Origin of the sequence: Pseudomonas sp. Fl5BN2 (assembly GCF_009908205.1) — a bacterium.
In the GTDB taxonomy this organism is placed as follows: Bacteria; Pseudomonadota; Gammaproteobacteria; order Pseudomonadales; family Pseudomonadaceae; genus Aquipseudomonas.
On record NZ_JAAARL010000002.1, the window covers coordinates 227,339 to 246,011 of the forward strand.

Below are 18,673 nucleotides of genomic sequence, written 5' to 3' on the forward strand. Positions count from 1 at the left end.
CTCCAGGGTTTGAGAAATGACGCTTCGCCTGTATTACCAACATGACCAATTGACCGCCCAGGTAGAAGTACTGAGTTGCACGCCCCACGACGACCTGTTCGCCACGACACTGGACGCCACACCCTTTCATCCCCAGGGCGGCGGCCAACCCAGCGACACCGGCTGGATCGGTGCAGCTCAAGTGCAGCGCGTAATGCAGGAAGGCGAGCAGATCGTGCATTACCTAGACCAACCCCTGAAGCCAGGGGTCTTTGAGGCGCTGGTGAATGAGACGCAGCGCCTGTTCAATAGTCGCATGCATTCCGCCGGACACCTGATCGGCCACTTCGTGCAGAGCCAGGGCTGGACACCAATCAAGGCCCATCACTGGCCGGGAGAGGGACGGGTGTCGTTCAAGCCGAGAGAACAGCCCGAGGAAATTGATGGTGCCAGCGTGCAGAGCGCCATCGAGCAGTGGGTCAACGCAGATTTAGAGCGCCACATCCTGATGGAGAGCGGATCGCGCCAGATCAGTTTTGGCCCATTGCCGGCTTATGGCTGCGGCGGCACTCACGTACGCCACCTGCAAGCACTGGGACAGGTAACCATCAGCTCGATCTCGGAGAAGAAAGGCATCCTCTCGGTCTGCTACAGCCTCGACTGAAAAACCTCGCACTCACCTACCTAGCTACCAGCCTTGCGGAGTCAGCATGCTGTCCAATTATCTCGGCGAGTTTCTCGCCCTGGCTGTCGTTCACTTTCTCGCCGTGGTCGCACCCGGACCGGACTTTGCCGTCACCATCCGCCAGAGCGTGCGCTTCGGTCGCATGACCGGAGTCTGTACGGCCCTGGGGATCGGCGCAGGAATTTCCGTGCACGTGCTCTACACCCTGCTGGGGGTCGGCGCACTGATGCACGCCACGCCCTGGTTGCTGAGCGCCGCCAAACTGCTCGGTGGTGCCTACATTCTTTACTTGGGCGTCAGCTTGCTGCGCAGCAAGGCCAAGACCACAGTTCCAGGCGATAGCGCGCAGGACGAGCCACGGCAAACCTTGCTGCGCGCATTTGCCACCGGCTTTCTGACCAACGCCACCAACCCCAAGGCGACACTGTTCTTCCTGGCAATCTTCACCACGCTGGTCAGCGCCACCACCCCATTGAGCATCCAGGCTTTGTATGGCGCCTGGATGTGCCTGGTGAACGCCCTGTGGTTCGTCACCGTTGCGCTGTTCTTTTCCAGCGCCCGGGTACGCCTGCAGTTCATGCGCCTGGGCCACTGGTTCGAGCGTTGCATGGGGCTGATCCTGGTGTTGTTTGCCGGGCGCCTGCTGTTATCGCTGTAAGCGCCACAACGACGAAGGCCCGCACAGCCAGGCTGGCGGGCTTTTTTATTGCGCAACAGCGCGAAAAGCTGAATCGCAGACAAACAAAAACGCCACTCAATGAGCGGCGTTTTTGTGAAATTGGAGCGGGAAACGAGACTCGAACTCGCGACCCCGACCTTGGCAAGGTCGTGCTCTACCAACTGAGCTATTCCCGCAAATGGCGTCCCCTAGGGGACTCGAACCCCTGTTACCGCCGTGAAAGGGCGGTGTCCTAGGCCACTAGACGAAGGGGACACGCTACCCGGAACACATGGTGTGTGTTTCGGTGTCCAGCCCCGCATCCGAAGATTTGGTTCTGGTTTCACTCAGCCCTGCCCGAGAGCAGTGCTGTTTAAAATTGGAGCGGGAAACGAGACTCGAACTCGCGACCCCGACCTTGGCAAGGTCGTGCTCTACCAACTGAGCTATTCCCGCAATGGCGTCCCCTAGGGGACTCGAACCCCTGTTACCGCCGTGAAAGGGCGGTGTCCTAGGCCACTAGACGAAGGGGACACGCTAAAACATTCACTTCCTTCAACGTTTCGCTATTTGCTTTCCATTGAAAGTGGCGCGCATTCTATGGATGCTTTGGGGGGCCGTCAAGCCCCAGATATATTTTTATTTAAATCAATGACTTCGGGGTAGTTTGAGGCCCGCTTCGGGCTTTTCTGCCGTCCGTGCTTTGACGCCTATATTCTGGCACTCGACAAGGCGTTATAGTCCTCCGCAGTCGATGATGGCAATTTGAACCCAGGGAGCTCCTGGTCGTTTGCCACCTAATATAAGCAGCGCTATTGATGCTCTGCTCGTCGAGCGACGCTATGCGTCTAAATGCCAAGCCACTACACTCGCACGCGAATCCTATAACGAGGTTTTAACGGTGACACCACTCATGATCACCCTGCTGGTAATAGCCGGGATCGCACTATTGATCGCCATTGGCTACATGAACCATGTGGTGGAAAACAACAAACTGGAAAAAGCCCGTACCAAGGTCGAACTCAATGATCGCCTGCGTCGCTGTGGCGAAATCACCGAAACCTTTCCCGGCCAATTCATGTCGCCAGCTCTCAAGCTGCTACTGACACGCCTGGAACTCAATGTTGTGCAGCGCATGCTCAACCTCGACAAGACAGATACAGCCCTCAAGGCGCGTCAGGCCGAGCTCAATACGCTGATCGGCCAGGGTGAGTCGATCCCGGTGAACAATCCGCCGGCGCCAATCCAGACCGAAGCCAAGGCCAAGGATGTACGTTTCCTGCTGGAAGCCATGCACGGCCAGGTGACCCGTGCCGCCCATGACGGTTTCCTGCAGCCCAACGAAGCCAAGCGCTGGATCAAGGAAATCCGCCATATCCTGGTGCTGCTGCATATCGAGTTCTTCAACAACCTGGGCCAATACGCCCTGCAGCAGAACCAGCCGGGCCAGGCGCGCCTGGCCTTCGAACGCGGCGTGCAATACCTGCGTAAACAGCCGGACCCGGCGACCTACAAGGAACAGCTGGAGTACCTGGATAAACTCCTGGCACGGGCCAACTCCATGGTGCTGTCCACCCTTGAGCCGGCGCAAGATGAGGTCAATGAACTGACCCAGGGCCTGAAGACCGTGGAAGCCGACGCCGACTGGAAGAAGAAAGCCATCTACGACTGAGATGAAAAACCCTTGCCCGACGCGTCAATCGCCGGGCAAGGGTTCGATAGCGCAGCGCCCTCCCCACCGCTACAAGCGGAAATGCCCCACCATCCCTTTCAACTCGACGCCCAACTGCGCCAGCTCAATGCTCGACGCAGCGTTGCCCTGCATGGCCAGGGAAGACTGATCGGCACTGGCACGAATGCTGGTGACGCTGCGATTGATCTCTTCGGCCACCGAACTCTGCTGCTCGGCAGCGGCGGCGATCTGCTGGTTCATCTGTTGGATCAGTGACACCGCTGCAGCAATGCTGCCTAGGGCGCTTTCAGTTTGCAGGGCATCGCTGACCGCCAGCTTCACCAGTTCACCACTGCTCTGGATCTGCTGCACCGAAGAGTCGGCAGCCACGTGCAAGGCGCTCACCAGGCGCGCAATTTCCTCGGTGGACTGCTGGGTGCGCTTAGCCAAGGCCCGCACTTCATCGGCGACCACTGCAAAACCCCGGCCCTGCTCTCCTGCCCTGGCGGCTTCGATAGCGGCGTTGAGGGCCAGCAGGTTGGTCTGCTCGGCAACACTCTTGATCACATCCAGCACACTGCCGATGTTGTCGATTTCCGTACTCAGGCTCTCTATACCGCTGCTGGCACGGGTCGCGGAATCTGCCAACTGTTCGATCCGCTGCATGCTCTGGCGCACCACCCGCTGGCCGCCTTCCACCTTGTCATCCGCCGCCTGCGCGGCCTGGGCCGCTTCCTCAGCATTGCGCGCCACGTCGTGCACCGTGGCAGTCATTTGATTCATGGCAGTGGCCACTTGCTCGGTTTCTTCTTTCTGGGTGCTGACTTCAAGGTTGGTCTGCTCGGTCACCGTGGACAGCGACTGGGCCGAATTCGCCAGTTGCTCGATCCCGGCCTGCAGGCCACTGACGATACCGCTCAGGCCACTGCCCATCTGCTGCATTGCCTGCATCAACTGGCCGATCTCGTCACGCCGGGTCACCACCACGCTGGTAGTCAGGTCCCCCGCGGCAATCTGCTGGGCCACATGCATCACGCTGCGCAGCGGACGAACAATCAGGCGGGTGATGCTCAACGCCGCCAACAAGCCCACCAGCAGGGCCAGGGCCGAGGAGCCGATAATCAGCCAGGAGTTCTTCTCCAGCTCCCCTTGCATCGACTGGTCTTCAGCCAGATAAGCCTGATCAACCCGCGCCATCACCCGGGCCGCGCGCTCATGCAACTGTTGATAGACCTGCTTCTCCTGGGCCAGCAGGCCGGTGTATTCGTTGAGTTTCTCGCTGAAGTTACCGATGTGCCCCGACACTTCATTGAGCACGGTCTGATAACCCGCATCCTTGACCGCCGCCTTCAACTGTTCGGCCTGGGCCAGGGCCTGTTCGGCCTGTTCGATCTTGCCTTGCTCGGCACTATCCTGGTCACCGCCCTTGCGATTCTGATCCAGGCGCACCCGGGCTTCGTTCATAGCCTGCAGCATCAGGCGCGAGACCTGGCTGATCTGATTGGCTTGCTCGATGAGTTCGGCGCCTTCCTTGCCCTGGGAATCCTTCAGCGCATAGGCGCCGTCATCCGCCAGCCCGGCCTGCAGCACGTCGAGGTTGTTGGCCACGCTGGACACCGACCAACTGGCCATTTCCAGGGCCAGGTCCTTGGCCTGGGTCAGTTCGACGAACTCATCAAAGGCCTTGCGATAATCCGCCAGGGCCAACTCGACATCAGCCATGGCCACTTGGTTGGCCGGGGATTGCCCCTTGAGCTGCAGGGCCAGGGCCAACAGAGCGGCCAGGCTTTCATGCAGGCTGTCGACGGTCTTGGCGTCGCCATGCAAAGCATAATCCTGCTCCAGCAGGCGCACCTTGAGCACGCCACTGTTGAGCTGCGACATCTGCTTGAGGCCATCAAAACGCTGGCTGATGGTTTGCAGGGACCAGACGCCAATGCCGGCCACCAGGGCCGTCAGGAGCAATACCAGGGCAAACCCGATGCCCAGTTTCTTGGCCATGCCCAAGTTGGCAAAACGTCCACTCGCGGTCGAAGTCATGCTGTGCAGCCCCCTTCCAGTCCCAATGGCAATAGGGCCATTTTGTCTAAGTGAAGGGTCGCAACGGTGCGTACCGACGCACAAGTCTCTGACATCGGAATAATGGCAAAAAGCTACGTCAAGGTCGTTTTCAGGACACTGGAGGTCGATTCCACAAGGCACCCGGCGGCCCGCGCCGCCCAGAACCCGCCCCTCCACTCAGATTGCGGTGGCACCACCGTCGACGGCCAACGCATGGCCGGTGGTAAAGGCGGCGCCATCGCTGCACAGATAGAGCACGGCACTGGCGATTTCCTCGACCGTACCGATGCGGCCCACCGGATGCATCGCCGCGGCGAATTCGGCCTTCTTCGGGTCTGCCTCATAGGCACGACGGAACATATCGGTGTCGATCACCGCCGGACATACGGCATTCACCCGAATTTTCTTCTTCGCGTACTCGATGGCCGCCGACTTGGTCAGGCCGATCACCGCATGCTTGGAGGCCGCATAGATGCTCATTTTCGGTGCCGCGCCCAAACCCGCCACCGAGGCCGTATTGACGATGGCACCACCGCCCTGGGCGAGCAGCAGCGGCAACTGGTACTTCATGCACAGCCACACCCCTTTGATGTTGACCCCCATGATGGCGTCGAACTCGTCCAGGGAGCCCTCGGCCAGCCGGCCCTTCTCGATCTCGATCCCGGCATTGTTGAAGGCATAGTCGAGGCGGCCATAGGCTTCGACGGTACAGGCCATGAGGTTTTGTACATCAGCCTCCAGTGTGACGTTGCAACGCACGAACGACGCCTCGCCACCCGCCGCTCGAATCAGCGCAACAGTGCCTTCGCCTCCGGCCACATCCAGGTCCGCCACCACCACCTTCAGACCTTCTGCAGCGAACGCCAGGGCCGTCGCCCGGCCGATACCATTGGCCGCGCCAGTCACCAGGGCCACCTGGCCGGAAAACCTCATGCTCATTGCTCAGTTCCTCGATCAATTACGGGTCAACCACCCGAGCCAATCTAGCCACAGCCAGCCTTGCTCGCGTCAGCACTATCAAAAGGCCGGTTGGGTCCTTATGCATCCGGGTGATGAAAGTGCCTGGGCCTTCATCACGGCATTGGATTGGCCCCCATTCGGCGGGCCGGCAAACCTTGCGGCATCGGCTTCGAGGGTCTATCAACTAGTGTTTCGTTCCCCCCTTTGAGTGCCTGCCATGACCAGCCTGACCAACCGCCAGTTCCTGCTCGCCAAACGTCCCGTCGGCGCGGCCACCCGCGAAACCTTCACCTACCAGCAGGTTGCAGTAGGCGAACCTACCGCGGGGCAGATCCTAGTGCAGAACCAATACCTGTCCCTGGATCCGGCCATGCGTGGCTGGATGAATGAAGGCAAGTCCTATATTCCGCCGGTGGGCATTGGTGAGGTGATGCGCGCGCTCGGGGTGGGCCAGGTGATTGCCTCGAACAATCCGGGGTTCGCGGTTGGCGATTACGTCAATGGTGCCCTGGGCGTGCAGGACTACTTCCTCGGCGAGCCTCGGGGCTTCTACAAGGTCGACCCCAAGCTTGCACCGCTGCCGCGCTACCTATCGGCCCTGGGCATGACCGGCATGACCGCCTACTTCGCCCTGCTGGATGTTGGCGCACCGAAGGCCGGTGACACCGTGGTGTTGTCCGGCGCCGCCGGCGCGGTGGGCAGCATTGCCGGGCAGATTGCCAAGATCAAGGGCTGCCGTGTGGTGGGCATCGCCGGCGGCCAGGACAAATGCCAATTCCTCATCGACGAACTGGGTTTTGACGGCGCCATCGACTACAAGAACGAAGATGTCCACGCCGGGCTCAAGCGCGAGTGCCCAAAAGGCGTCGACGTGTTTTTCGACAACGTCGGTGGCGACATCCTCGATGCAGTGCTCAGCCGCCTGAACCTCAAGGCGCGGGTGGTGATTTGCGGCGCCATCAGCCAGTACAACAACGACGCGGTCAAGGGTCCGGCCAACTACTTGTCGCTGCTGGTCAACCGCGCGCGCATGGAGGGCTTCGTGGTGATGGACTATGCCGCTCAGTACGCCGCCGCCGGGCAGGAAATGGCCGGCTGGATGGCCACGGGGCAGCTCAAGAGCAAGGAAGACATTGTCGAGGGACTGGAGACGTTCCCGGAAACGCTGATGAAGCTGTTCAGCGGGGAAAACTTCGGCAAACTGGTGCTGAAGGTCTGAAAACAAGCCAGCCCCGGAATCGGGGCTGGCTCAGGTGCCGGACCTGGATTACCGGCGTCGGCACCATCGGATCGCAGCGAGCCGGTTGTTACAGGGCCAGTTCGGCCACGACATCGGCCAAGGCCTTGGCCGGGTCAGCCGACTGGCTGATGGGGCGGCCGATCACCAGGTAATCGGAACCGGCATCCAGGGCCTGGCGCGGAGTCAGAATCCGCCGCTGGTCGTCCAGGGCGCTGCCCGCCGGACGAATCCCCGGGGTCACCAGTTGCAGGGACGGGTGAGCACTCTTCAAGGCCTGGGCCTCCAGGGCCGAGCACACCAGGCCGTCCATGCCGGCCTTTTGCGCCAGCGCGGCAAGGCGCAAAACCTGCTCCTGGGGCTCGATGTCCAGGCCGATGCCAGCCAAGTCCTCACGCTCCATGCTGGTCAGCACGGTGACACCGATCAGCAGGGGCTTGGGGCCGCTGCGCTGGTCGAGCACATCGCGGCAGGCGGCCATCATGCGCAGGCCGCCGGAGCAGTGCACATTGACCATCCATACGCCCATTTCCGCAGCGGCCTTGACCGCCATCGCAGTGGTGTTCGGAATGTCGTGGAACTTCAGGTCCAGGAACACTTCGAAGCCCTTGTCCCGCAGGGTCCCGACAATTTCGGCGGCGCAGCTGGTGAACAGCTCCTTGCCGACCTTGACCCGGCACAGTTTCGGGTCCAGTTGATCGGCCAGTTTCAGCGCGGCGTCACGGGTGGGGAAATCCAGGGCGACGATGATAGGAGTCTGGCAGATGGACATGAAGGGGCTCTCAGGCAAGTCGAAATCGGCGCGGATTGTAGCGCAAGCCGCGCCGATCCGGGACCCGACGAGCGCTATTTCATCCTCAACGGCAGCCCACACCGACGATCCGCCCGGTAAATAGCCCTGGCTGCCGGGTATTTGTATCAACCCGGATACACTGAAGACACGCCAGCAACAATCCGCAGCGCTACCCTCGCCAGCCGCAATACCCTCGAACAGCACTTCCAGCCCTCGGGCCGGACGCCTATGCTGAAGCCACAACCTCGTCGCCACCCTCTGGTGGCCGGCAGCCTACCTGGCAGATGACCGCACCTATGCATACCACTCCAGCCCCTCTGTACGACGACTCCAAAGCCCCGGTCAATGGCGACGACAAGCGCTGGAATACCCGAGCCCTGATCGTCGACGACGACGTACCGATCCGCGAGCTGCTGATCGACTACCTGGCGCGTTTCAATATCCACGCCAGTGGCGTCACCGACGGTGCCGCGATGCGCCAGGCCCTGCAGGCCGAACACTTCGACGTGGTGGTGCTCGACCTGATGCTGCCCGGTGAAGACGGCCTGTCCCTGTGCCGCTGGTTGCGTACCGAGTCGGACATTCCGATCCTCATGCTCACCGCCCGTTGCGAACCCACCGACCGTATCATCGGCCTGGAACTGGGGGCCGACGACTACATGGCCAAGCCTTTCGAGCCTCGGGAGCTGGTGGCACGGATCCAGACCATTCTGCGCCGGGTCCGTGATGATCGCAGCGAACAACGAGCCAATATCCGCTTCGACAACTGGCGCTTGAACAGCGTCCTGCGCCAGCTGATCTCTGCCGATGGCCTGGTGGTACCTCTTTCCAACGCCGAGTTTCGGCTGCTCTGGGTGTTCATCGAGCGCCCGCGTCGGGTGCTGAGCCGTGAACAACTGCTGGATGCGGCTCGCGGCCGCTCCATCGAGGCCTTTGATCGCAGCATCGACCTGCTGGTGTCGCGCCTGCGGCAGAAGCTCGGGGATGATCCGAAATCACCGCAGTTGATCAAGACTGTACGCGGTGAAGGCTATCTGTTTGATGCCCGAGACATCGGCTGATGCGTGGGCGCTTCGATACGCTGTTCGGCCGCCTGTTCGGTGTCCTGCTGATCGCGATCGTGCTCGCCCACCTGCTGGCGTTCTTCTGGTTTCACCACTACGGGCCTCCGCCCCCGCCACCGCCCATGTCCGCGAGCTTGAGCAACGGCCAGCCACCCGGCCAGCCCCCAGCCTATCCAAGACGGCCACCACGGCCCTGGTTCGGCGGCCCGCTGGTGCCGCTGACGTTCCAGTTCATTTCCTTGATCATCGCTGCCTGGTACGGCGCCAAGCTGCTGTCACGACCCATCCAGCGCCTCAGCGAAGCTGCTGAACGCTTGAGTGAAAACCTCGACAGCCCGCCCCTGGAAGAAGTCGGCCCCCGTGAGGCACGGCAAGCGGCCAATACCTTCAACCAGATGCAAAAGCGCATACGCGAACAGGTGCAGCAACGCGGGCGCATGCTCGGCGCCGTGTCCCATGACCTGCGCACCCCGCTTTCACGGCTGAAATTGCGCCTGGAACAGATCGAGGACAGCAAGCTGCAAGGGCAGATGCGCCAGGACCTGGACGACATGATCAAAATGCTCGATGCCACCCTCAGCTACCTGCATGAACAGCGCACCAGCGAGGCCGAGCAATGGATGGACGTGCAGGCACTGGTGGAGTCGCTGTGCGAGAACGCTCAGGATCAGGGCGCCAAGGTCCAGGCACAGGGCCATTGCGCGCCGCTGCTGGTGCAGCCCATGGCTCTGCAATCATGCATCAACAACCTGCTGGACAACGCCTTGCGATATGCCGGCCAGGCCACCCTGGCCCTGGAAGACAACCGTGAACACCTGCTGATCAAGGTCATCGACCACGGGCCGGGCATCGCAGCCGACAAGCGCGAGGCCGTGTTCGAGCCGTTCTTCCGCCTCGAAGGCTCGCGCAACCGCAACTCCGGCGGCGTCGGCCTGGGCATGACCATCGCCCGCGAGGCGGCGGGACGCATGGGCGGCCAGTTGCTTCTCGACGAAACCCCCGGCGGCGGCCTGACCGCGGTATTGCGTCTGCCCCGGCCCTGAGCGCCTTGTGTACCCATAGGTACAAAACGCCAATACCCAGGATAACTACCCCCCTGAGCCTGCATGAGCCGGAGCCCCCACCGGCTCTATTCATCCGCAGGGAGTGAGTCCAATGATCGGTAGCGTCAGCAGTAACCATTCGAGCTGCTACAGCTCCAGCAGCACCTCCAGTACCAGCCGTGGCCAGCAATTGCAGAAGGAGCTGTTTGCCAAGCTCGACAGCAACGGCGATGGCGCAGTGGACCAGGACGAGCTGAAAAACGCGCTGTCACAGAAGAGCGACAATCGCATCCTGGTCAGCCTGAGCAAGAACTTCAGCGACCTGGACACTGATGGCAACGGCAGCCTGAGCAGTGACGAGATGGCCACCATGGCACCGCCCGCGCATGACCACGCGCCCAATACCGAACTCGCGGATGCCCTGCTCAGCGCCCTGGACAGCAATGGCGACGGTGTCATCAGCAGTGATGAACTGAACAGCGGCTTGAGCAGTGCTGGCAGCAGTGCCGACAGCAAACAGATCTTCTCGGCTCTGGACAAGAATCAGGACGGCACTGTCAGCCTCGATGAACTGGCCGCCAGCCTGGCGCCGCCACAGCCGCCACAGCAGGGCTCCGGCAACCAGCTGTTCAGCCAACTCGACAGCGACTCGGACGGCAGTATCAGTGCCACGGAACTGAGCAGCGCCTTGCAGGCCCGCGACAACGGCTCAGGCAGCAACAGCAGTTCGGCGCTGCTGAAGATCCTCGATAGCGACAGCAGCGCTGGCATCAGCAGCGAAGAGCTCAAGGCCACGCTGCATGCCGGGCGCAGCCAGGACAGTGACACCCAGGGCGAACAGGCCAGCGTCGCCGATGCCCTGGGCAAGATGATCGCCAACCTGAGCAAGCAGTATCAGTTGAACGCCACCCGCAGTGTCGGCGGCGGCGTCAACGTCGCCGCCTGATAGGCCCTTGCCGTTCCCTTGCGGAGCGGCAATCGAGGTTTCACTGTGGTTCCTGGGCCCGGGCCTGGCTGGCGCTCCAGTCCAGCAGCAGGCTGTAGGCCACTGCTAGCAGGGTCGGGCCGATAAACAGACCGATGAAGCCGAAGGCAATCAGGCCGCCGAACACCCCAAGCAGCACGATCACCAGGGGCAGGTTGCCGCCGCGGCTGATCAGGTACGGCTTGAGCACGTTGTCGACGCCACTGATGATGAACGTACCCCAGATCCCCAGGAACACCGCCATGCCGTACTCGCCTTTCCAGGCCAGCCAGGCGGTGGCCGGAATCCATACCAAGGGCGGCCCCATGGGAATCAGGCTGAGCAGGAAGGTGACAATCCCCAGTACCAGCGCTCCCGGTACACCGGCAATGATGAAACCGATCAGCGCCAGCAGGCCCTGGGCCGCCGCCGTACCGATCACCCCGTTGACCACACGCTGCACGGTGCCAGCGACCAGGTCGATGTAGTAACCGGCACGCTCGCCGATCAATCGCTCCAGCAATTTGTGCACGAACAGCGCCAGACGCGGACCGTCGCGGTAGAAAAAGAACACGAAAACAATGCTCAGGGTCAGCTCGAGGATGCCCCCGCCGATCTGCGCGCTACGGGCCAGCAACCAGTTGCCCACTTGCCCCAGGTACGGCTTGACCGCCAGCATCAGGGCCGCGCCCTGCTGGTCGATGCTGTTCCACCAGCCTACCGCCCGCTCCCCGATAAAAGGCAGGCTCGCCAGCCAGTCCGGCGCAGCGGGCAGGCCATCGACCTGCACATCCTTGATAAAGACCGTGGCATCGCGCACATGGTCCGCCAGGTTGAGGCCAAGCCAGACCAGGGGCGCTGCCACCAGCAGCATCCAGCCCAGGGTCAGCAGGGCTGCGGCCAGGGACTCGCGCCCGTTGAGCCAGCGGGTCAGTAAACGCATCAGCGGCCAGCTGGCAAACGCCAGGACTGCACCCCAGAACAGCGCCGACCAGAACGGTGCCATCACCCAAAAGCTGGCACCAAAGAGCACCAGGAGCAGGATCTGCACCAGCAGGCGATCGTTATTGAGCATGAAATGTCTCGCGCAAGGATAACCAGTGAAGAGTAGGCGAACCCGCAATCGCGGGTTGCCCAAAACAGCTTAACGCAGCAGTTCGAAGTGTAGGCCAGCAGTATCGGTGTTACCGGTTTCCATCCGCCTCGCCAGCACTCCTTGCCCGATCAAGGCCTGACGCCAGGCTTCGGCCTGCTTCCCGGACAGGCTGACGCGCAGGGTGGTATCCAGATTCAGCCCGCGGGACAGCAGGTTGAGCCAGGTCGGCTGGGGATCCGTCAGTTTCGGAAAGTCCAGTTTTCCGGTGTCTTTCAACTGCCGCAGCAGGGTCGCCGAGGTCGGCAACAAATCCCCCAAGGGGGCTGCGGCGTCGAACTGTTCCACATGCAGATAAGCCCGACGGTTACCTCGAGTAATGCCGTACAGGGCTACCAGAGAGTTGTCCTGGGGCGCCGCCAGCCGCAGCAACAGATAGGCCTGCTGCTCATCGGCGCCAAACAGCTTGGCATTGCCGAACACCTCGTTGGCCCACAGGCTACTCTCGCCGCAATCACGCGCCTGGCACCAGAACAGCAGCTCGGCGCCCTGCTTCTGCAAGGCCTCCCGAGCCAGGGTGAAGGCATCGTTGGAGGTGCGCTCCGCTGGCAGTTGATAGGTGATGGCGGTGAGCTTGCCTCGGGCATTGACCTGGTTGTCAAAGCGCAACTGACCGCTGATCCTGCGGATCGAGCCCAAGGGATAGATGCGCTCCTGCTCCACTTCCGGACGGTAGTCGACGATTTGGGCATCGGTCAGGCGGGGTATCAAGGGCAGGTCATGACTGCCGGGCAGATCGGCGGCAAGCGCCAGGGAGCTTAGCAAGGACAAGCCCAGAACACTGATTGAACGCATGGAAACTCTCATCGGATAAGCATGGCCTGGGCGCCTTTGACGACGTTGGCATCGTCACTGCGTTGCGGAACCTGCAAGCCGCGCTGGACTGCAGGTCGGGCTTCCAGGGCCGCCATCCAGCGTTGCAAGGCAGGCAAACCCTCCACCGAGACACCGGACCACTCATGACCGCGCACCCAGGGGAAGGTGGCGATGTCGGCAATGCTGTAGTCCCCGGCCAGGTAATCGGCCTGTTGCAGACGAGTGTCGAGCACCTCGTACAAGCGCCGGGTTTCGTGTTGATAGCGGTCGATGGCGCCCTGAAGCTTTTCCGGGAAGTAGCGGAAGAACACGTTGGCCTGGCCCTGCATGGGCCCGATGCCGCCCATCTGGAACATCAGCCATTGCATGACGATCGAGCGGCCCTTGGGATCGGCAGGCAGCAATTGACCACTGAGTTCGGCCAGGTACACCAGGATCGCGCCAGATTCGAACACTGCGAAGTCGCCATTGTCGCGGTCGACGATGGCCGGAATACGCCCATTGGGATTGATCTTCAGAAACGCCGGCGCCTTTTGCTCCCGCTTGTCGAAACTCAAGGCGTACACCGTATAGGGCAGGCCGAGTTCTTCAAGCAGGATGGAAACCTTGTGGCCATTGGGGGTCGCAGCGGTGTACAGATCTATCATGGTTGTCTCCCATTTCAACCTGCCCAGCCTCGACAGTTGCCCCCGTCAAGTCAAGGAACGGCGAAAAACCGATTGAAACAGTCTGCGACAAAGCTTGCACCGATCTCATCGTTGAGGTGCAGGTGGTGCCCGCCTGGCAGCTTTTCACGGTTGAAATTGAAGGGTAGACGCTGCAACAGGCTTTCGTGCCTGGCCAGCATGCCGTCGGCGGCCACCACCAGTTGCGTCGGGCAACTGACCCGCTGGACGAAGGACATGGCCTGCTCATCGGTCAGGCGCAGCGGCGAGGCCAGGGTCAGGCGACTGTCGCTGCGCCAGGTATAACCACCGGCCACTGGCATCAGGCCGCGCTGGGCCAGCAGTTCAGCGGCTTCGCGACTGACCGCCACCAGCCCCTGCATGCGCGCCTCGATGGCGCGTTCCAGGGTGCTGTAGACCGGCTTGCGCTTGCCCTGCAGCTCCAGTTGCGCCTGCAGGGCCATACCCAGGCGTTCGGCGGCCCCCTCGCCACTGCTGGTCGGCGGAACAATCCCATCGATCAAGGCCAGGTGGCTGACCCGTTCCGGCAGCGCCGCCGTCAGCACCAGAGAGACAATCGCCCCCAGGGAATGGCCCATCAGGGCAAAACGCCGCCAGCCCAGTTGTTCGGCGACTTGCAGCACGTCATACGCGTAATCCCACAGGGCGTAACCCGCGCCCAGGGGGCGATGCGCGGAATGACCGTGGCCGGCCATGTCCAGGGCAACAATGCGCAGGCCTTTGAGCTTGGGCGCCAGCCGGGCAAAGCTGTTGGCGTTGTCCAGCCAGCCATGCAGGGCGATGACCGGCAAACCGTCCTCGGGCCCGAACAGATGGGCCGCCAGTTCGATATGCGGCAGGCTCAGGCGTACTTCTTCGACGGCGTGGCTCATGCACAACTCCGTGGCTGGCGCAGTTCCCAACGAGTGAACAGGTCCTTGAGCAAGGTCGCAGTGTCCTGGGGCCGCTCAAGGGGAAACATGTGGCCGCCCGGCATGGTCAGCGACTCGCCCTGGGGCATGCGCCCCACGGCACTGGTGTGGTGACGCATCACCACCCGGCTTTGCTGCCCGCGCACCACCGCCAGGGGCACCTTGAGCTGACGAGCACTCCCCGGGCTGGTGTGGGGCACACCACGATAGATGCTGATTTCCGTGGCCGGATCGAAGCGCAGCCGCAAGCGATCACCCACTTGCTGCAGGCCGTGCTGCAAGTAGGCGTCCAGGCACTCCGGATCGAACGCACGAAACAGTGTCTTGTGCGCGAAATAGTGGCGAGCGGATTCGATATCGGCAAACTCCTCGCGGCGCCCCAGGGTACGTCCAGCCGGAGTCAGCCGGTCGATGAAACCGAAGCGCTTGGCTGCGCGGATAACCCATTGGTCGGCCCGGGTCAGCACCGGCGAGTCGAGCATCACCACCCCCCGATACAACTCCGGACAGCGCAAGGCTGCATGCAAGTGCAGTACACCACCGAGCGAGTGCCCTACCCCCCACACCGGTTGCGCCTGCTGTTGCAGGTGGTGGATCAACTCATCCACCAGGCTGCGCCAGTTGTCGTCCACCGGAAAACGCGGGTCGTGGGCATGCTGCGGCAAGTGGGTCACCTCAAACTCAGGCGCCAGGGCAGCGAACAGCTTGCCGTAAGTGCCGGAGGGAAACCCATTGGCATGAGCGAAAAACACCTGTTGCGACATACCGACTCATCCATCCACCAAACCAACGGCGATTGTCCGCAAGCCCCGCCACCAGGGCAATGACCGTAACGGACAGGAATACTGACACCCAGGTTCAGCCTATGCAGGCTGAGTTCAAGCCGCCGGCGGCGTCTGCCCCAACGGCACCACCGCCATGGTCAAGCGCGAGACACAACTGGCCTTGCCTTCGTCGCTGCTCAGGCGGATGTCCCAGACGTGAGTGGTACGGCCGATATGGATAGCCCTGGCCACCGCCGTTACCCGCCCACTGCGCAAGCCCCGCAGGTGATTGGCATTGATCTCCAGGCCCACGCAATAGAACTTGCTGGCATCGATGCACAGGTAACTGGCCATGGAGCCGACGGTTTCCGCCAGCACCACCGACGCTCCACCATGCAGCAGGCCATAAGGCTGGTGGGTGCGATGGTCAATGACCATGCTGGCCGTCAGCGACTCCTGGTCAAAGGACTCGAAGCGAATGTCCAGCACTTCGCCGATGGTGTTCTTCTGGATTGCATTCAACTGCTCGATGTTCGGAATGGTACGCCACAGACTCATCGCCGCTTCCTTCTAGGGTGGTTATTGCCAATCAATCCTGCCACAGCACGGCTTCGCTGCGCTCGCTCCAGGTTTGAAAACTCCCACCATAGGTGGCCTCGATCACATTGCGCTTGATCTTCAGGGTCGGGGTCAGGAAGCCGTTCTCCACCGCCCAGCTGCCCTTGACCACCACCAGCCGATGCAGGCGCTCATGCTTGTCCAGGCTGCCATTGACCTGGGCCAGGAGACTTTCCAGGCTACTGTGCAGCCCTTCACGGGAACTGCCACCGGCGGCCTGCAAGCCTGCTGCCGACAGCACGCACAACCCCAGGGGAGCGCTCAACCCGTCGCCGACCACACACACCTGTTCGATATGCGAATGCACCGCCAGGCGGTTCTCGATAGGCGCCGGAGCCACATACTTGCCCTTGCTGGTCTTGAAGATTTCCTTGAGCCGGCCGGTCAGGCGCAGATTACCGGCAGCGTCCTGCTCGCCCTTGTCACCGGTGCGCAGAAAACCGTCCTCGGTGATGGTTTCGGCAGTTTTATGCGGGTCCTTGAAGTACCCCTGCATGGTGGCGCCGCTGCGTACCAGGACCTCTCCCGCCTCGTCGATACGCACCTCGACTTGGGGACACGGCCGGCCGATCCAGCCGGGAACATGCTCCCCGGGACGACCGATATGGGAATAACCGCAGTTCTCGGTCATGCCATAAACCTCCAGCACGTCCAGGCCCAGGCGGCGATACCAGAGCAACAGGGGCTGGGGCACCGGCGCCGCTCCTGACAGTGCCACCCGCAAAGCATCCAGCCCCAGCCCGGCGAGAACCTTGTGGCCGATACGCTTGCCGATAAAAGGCAGGCTCAGGAGAAAATCCAGGCGTTTGGCCGGCACCTTGCTGTAGACCCCCATCTGGAACTTGGTCCAGATCCTCGGCACCCCAAATAACGCCGTGGGCCGAGCCCGTTGCAGATCGGCCAGAAAGGTATCGAGGCTCTCGGCAAAGAACACCGTCTGCCCGGTATAGATCGCCGCCATCTCGACGAACATGCGCTCGGCCACATGGCACAACGGCAGATAGGACAGCAGCCGATCCGTGGGGCCGAGGCCGAAGAGCCGAACCCCGTGGCTGGCAGCAAAGCCCAGGTTGGCAAAACTATGCATCACACCTTTGGGCAAGCCCGTAGTACCGGAGGTGTAGATGATGGTAGCCAACTGATCCGCAGGCGGACATGGATGGTCGGCAATCGGCTGACAAAGCTGCAGGTCGTCCCAACTGAAATCGAAATGCCCATCGGGAGCCAGCGGCAGGCAGACGGTGGGCAATCCGGGCCTGACTCCCGGGGCCATGCTCGGCCAATCATCGAGCTTGCCGATGAACACCAGAGCCGACTCGGAGTGTTCCAGTACCTGGGCCACCGAGTCGGCGCTGAGGTTGGGATACAGCGGCACCGAAACGTGTCCGGCCATCCAGATGGCCAGGTCGCTGATGACCCAATGCGCGGAGTTCTTGCCGATGATCGCAATGTGGCTGCCTGGGGGCAGTTGCCGCTCCCGTAGCCATTGGGCGGCGCGCCGGGCCTGCTGGCCGACCTCGGACCAGTTCAGCTCCTGCACCTGCCCTCCGGCACTGGGCTGAACCAGGAAACGTTGCTGGGGATGACCAGCCTCGCGCTCGTAGAACACTTGCAGCGGCAAACGAAAAGCAGCAGACATGACTCGCTCCTTTGTTTTTATTCTGTTCGTGACACCAGCCAACCAAGCACTTGCTCGGTCGACTATTCCACGCACAAAGGAGCGCTGCAAGTTAAGAAATGTAGCGGATCGCAACCGGCTGCCGGTCCCGCCCCGGAGATCAGGGGCGGCCTGGACATGCCCGGCCGCCGGGGGCGTTATGGATGGGTGACGCCGTTGAGGCTCATCAACCCGGCCAGCGGCCAATCGCCTTCCAGCTCCGCCAGGCTGGCGGTATTCATCGACAGAGGATCACGCAGATGACCGTGCTGCAGCAAGCCGATCAGGCTGCCCACCAGGGGGTGATGGCTGACCAACAGCAGATTGTCCGCACTGTCCAGTTGTTCCAGCACCTGCAACGGATTGGCGTCTGGCGTCAGCCAGGGCACTGTGCGGATCTCCCCTTCGAAACCCAGTGCTTCGCACACCAGTTGCGCGGTCTGCTGGGCCCGCACATATGGACTGGCAATGATCGCGCTGATGGGCTGGCCAATCAGTTGGGCGGCACTGCGCAGCACCTCCTCGCGGCCATGGGCCGTGAGGTTGCGCTCGGCATCGGTGGCCGCGTGAGACTCGGCTTGACCGTGCCGCAGGATCCACAGCTTCACAGCTTGGGCTCCTCGTCACGGGCAGGATGGGGCGCTGGTGGCACGCTGTGGGGGGCCTCCCCTTCAGGCGCCCGCGGGGCCGGCCAATCGGCAAACGGCCAGGGTTTCTGCTCACTATGGAAGCTGCCAAAACGGCCGATCTGCGCGAGGAACTGGCTCAGGCTGTCGCCAAAGTTCATCAGGCTGGCATTCGGCGCGCCGTAGATCAGCCGGTAGATCAGCTGCACCAGGACCAAGGCACCGAGAAGAAACTGCGCCACCTGCCACACCAGCACGAACACCAGCATCCACAACACCCGCAGGAGGATGGACTGGTATTTGGCTTCGGAATTCGTATCGTTCAT

At 62.0% G+C, this 18,673-nt stretch carries 19 protein-coding genes, 4 tRNA genes and 1 pseudogene; 7 read left to right on the forward strand and 17 right to left on the reverse strand.

Annotation, left to right across the window (positions count from 1 at the left end; translation table 11 throughout):
* The first annotated feature begins 16 nt into the window (after positions 1–16).
* The gene (locus GV819_RS03385) at positions 17–643 is read left to right on the forward strand and encodes an alanyl-tRNA editing protein (protein WP_161753503.1); all 627 of its coding nucleotides are present in this window, start codon (positions 17–19) and stop codon (positions 641–643) included.
* Between the two features lie 46 nt (positions 644–689).
* Positions 690–1,322 carry a LysE family translocator gene (locus tag GV819_RS03390; RefSeq protein ID WP_161753505.1) on the forward strand — a complete coding sequence of 211 codons (633 nt, stop codon included), beginning with the start codon at positions 690–692 and terminating at the stop codon, positions 1,320–1,322.
* A 121-nt stretch (positions 1,323–1,443) separates the two neighbouring features.
* Here the strand turns inward: GV819_RS03390 and GV819_RS03395 are convergent.
* The 4 genes from GV819_RS03395 to GV819_RS03410 form a co-directional block, all read right to left on the reverse strand.
* Positions 1,444–1,519, reverse strand: a tRNA-Gly gene (locus GV819_RS03395).
* Positions 1,520–1,522: 3 nt separating this feature from the next.
* A tRNA-Glu gene (locus GV819_RS03400) sits at positions 1,523–1,598 on the reverse strand.
* A 104-nt stretch (positions 1,599–1,702) separates the two neighbouring features.
* Positions 1,703–1,778: transfer RNA gene (locus GV819_RS03405), tRNA-Gly, on the reverse strand.
* A 2-nt stretch (positions 1,779–1,780) separates the two neighbouring features.
* A tRNA-Glu gene (locus GV819_RS03410) sits at positions 1,781–1,856 on the reverse strand.
* 367 nt (positions 1,857–2,223) lie between these two features.
* Here GV819_RS03410 and GV819_RS03415 point away from each other — a divergent pair.
* A complete protein-coding gene (locus GV819_RS03415) occupies positions 2,224–2,994 on the forward strand; it encodes a hypothetical protein (protein WP_161753507.1) in 771 nt (256 codons plus the stop codon).
* Positions 2,995–3,063: 69 nt separating this feature from the next.
* On the opposite strand, the gene GV819_RS33620 is transcribed toward GV819_RS03415, so the two are convergent.
* The 3 genes and pseudogenes from GV819_RS33620 to GV819_RS03425 all read right to left on the reverse strand — a co-directional run bounded on the left by GV819_RS33620 (position 3,064) and on the right by GV819_RS03425 (position 5,994).
* Entirely contained in the window at positions 3,064–3,945 is an 882-nt protein-coding gene (locus GV819_RS33620; protein WP_434738418.1) for a methyl-accepting chemotaxis protein, read from the reverse strand.
* Positions 3,925–5,034 (reverse strand): annotated as a pseudogene (locus GV819_RS33625) (HAMP domain-containing protein); the annotation flags it as partial. The gene GV819_RS33620 and the pseudogene GV819_RS33625, both read right to left, overlap by 21 nt.
* A gap of 198 nt (positions 5,035–5,232) precedes the next feature.
* Positions 5,233–5,994 (reverse strand): SDR family oxidoreductase, encoded by a 762-nt coding sequence (locus tag GV819_RS03425; RefSeq protein ID WP_161753511.1) that lies wholly within the window; start codon positions 5,992–5,994, stop codon positions 5,233–5,235.
* A gap of 238 nt (positions 5,995–6,232) precedes the next feature.
* On the opposite strand from GV819_RS03425, the gene GV819_RS03430 reads away from it, so the two are divergent.
* The gene (locus GV819_RS03430) at positions 6,233–7,234 is read left to right on the forward strand and encodes an NADP-dependent oxidoreductase (protein WP_161753513.1); all 1,002 of its coding nucleotides are present in this window, start codon (positions 6,233–6,235) and stop codon (positions 7,232–7,234) included.
* Positions 7,235–7,322: 88 nt separating this feature from the next.
* Here GV819_RS03430 and pyrF read toward each other — a convergent pair whose 3' ends face one another.
* Positions 7,323–8,024, reverse strand: a complete 702-nt coding sequence (pyrF, locus tag GV819_RS03435; RefSeq protein WP_178124743.1) for an orotidine-5'-phosphate decarboxylase — start codon at positions 8,022–8,024, stop codon at positions 7,323–7,325.
* A gap of 317 nt (positions 8,025–8,341) precedes the next feature.
* Here pyrF and GV819_RS03440 point away from each other — a divergent pair, with 317 nt between their 5' ends.
* From GV819_RS03440 to xopAW, 3 genes are all read left to right on the forward strand, one after another.
* Positions 8,342–9,106, forward strand: coding sequence for a response regulator (locus GV819_RS03440; protein ID WP_161753514.1), 765 nt, complete (start codon positions 8,342–8,344; stop codon positions 9,104–9,106).
* Positions 9,106–10,152, forward strand: coding sequence for a sensor histidine kinase (locus GV819_RS03445; RefSeq protein WP_161753516.1), 1,047 nt, complete (start codon positions 9,106–9,108; stop codon positions 10,150–10,152). Before GV819_RS03440 ends, GV819_RS03445 begins: the two co-directional genes overlap by 1 nt.
* A gap of 112 nt (positions 10,153–10,264) precedes the next feature.
* Positions 10,265–11,098, forward strand: a complete 834-nt coding sequence (gene xopAW / locus GV819_RS03450) for a XopAW family type III secretion system calcium-binding effector (RefSeq protein WP_161753518.1) — start codon at positions 10,265–10,267, stop codon at positions 11,096–11,098.
* 40 nt (positions 11,099–11,138) lie between these two features.
* Here xopAW and GV819_RS03455 read toward each other — a convergent pair whose 3' ends face one another.
* The 9 genes from GV819_RS03455 to GV819_RS03495 form a co-directional block, all read right to left on the reverse strand.
* Complete coding sequence (locus GV819_RS03455; protein WP_161753520.1) at positions 11,139–12,191, reverse strand: AI-2E family transporter; 1,053 nt, start codon at positions 12,189–12,191, stop codon at positions 11,139–11,141.
* Between the two features lie 69 nt (positions 12,192–12,260).
* Positions 12,261–13,064 (reverse strand): DUF4892 domain-containing protein, encoded by an 804-nt coding sequence (locus GV819_RS03460; RefSeq protein ID WP_178124744.1) that lies wholly within the window; start codon positions 13,062–13,064, stop codon positions 12,261–12,263.
* A gap of 8 nt (positions 13,065–13,072) precedes the next feature.
* A complete protein-coding gene (locus GV819_RS03465) occupies positions 13,073–13,732 on the reverse strand; it encodes a glutathione S-transferase family protein (protein ID WP_161753524.1) in 660 nt (219 codons plus the stop codon).
* 50 nt (positions 13,733–13,782) lie between these two features.
* Positions 13,783–14,643, reverse strand: a complete 861-nt coding sequence (locus tag GV819_RS03470; RefSeq protein WP_161753527.1) for an alpha/beta hydrolase — start codon at positions 14,641–14,643, stop codon at positions 13,783–13,785.
* A complete protein-coding gene (locus GV819_RS03475; protein ID WP_161753529.1) occupies positions 14,640–15,446 on the reverse strand; it encodes an alpha/beta fold hydrolase in 807 nt (268 codons plus the stop codon). The genes GV819_RS03470 and GV819_RS03475 overlap by 4 nt, the downstream gene beginning before the upstream one ends.
* Positions 15,447–15,560: 114 nt before the next feature.
* Entirely contained in the window at positions 15,561–16,004 is a 444-nt protein-coding gene (locus GV819_RS03480) for a hotdog fold thioesterase (RefSeq protein WP_161753531.1), read from the reverse strand.
* A gap of 31 nt (positions 16,005–16,035) precedes the next feature.
* Complete coding sequence (locus tag GV819_RS03485) at positions 16,036–17,703, reverse strand: AMP-binding protein (RefSeq protein WP_161753533.1); 1,668 nt, start codon at positions 17,701–17,703, stop codon at positions 16,036–16,038.
* Positions 17,704–17,879: 176 nt separating this feature from the next.
* Positions 17,880–18,329, reverse strand: a complete 450-nt coding sequence (gene sixA / locus GV819_RS03490; RefSeq protein WP_161753535.1) for a phosphohistidine phosphatase SixA — start codon at positions 18,327–18,329, stop codon at positions 17,880–17,882.
* Entirely contained in the window at positions 18,326–18,673 is a 348-nt protein-coding gene (locus GV819_RS03495; protein ID WP_161753537.1) for a DUF4389 domain-containing protein, read from the reverse strand. Before GV819_RS03495 ends, sixA begins: the two co-directional genes overlap by 4 nt.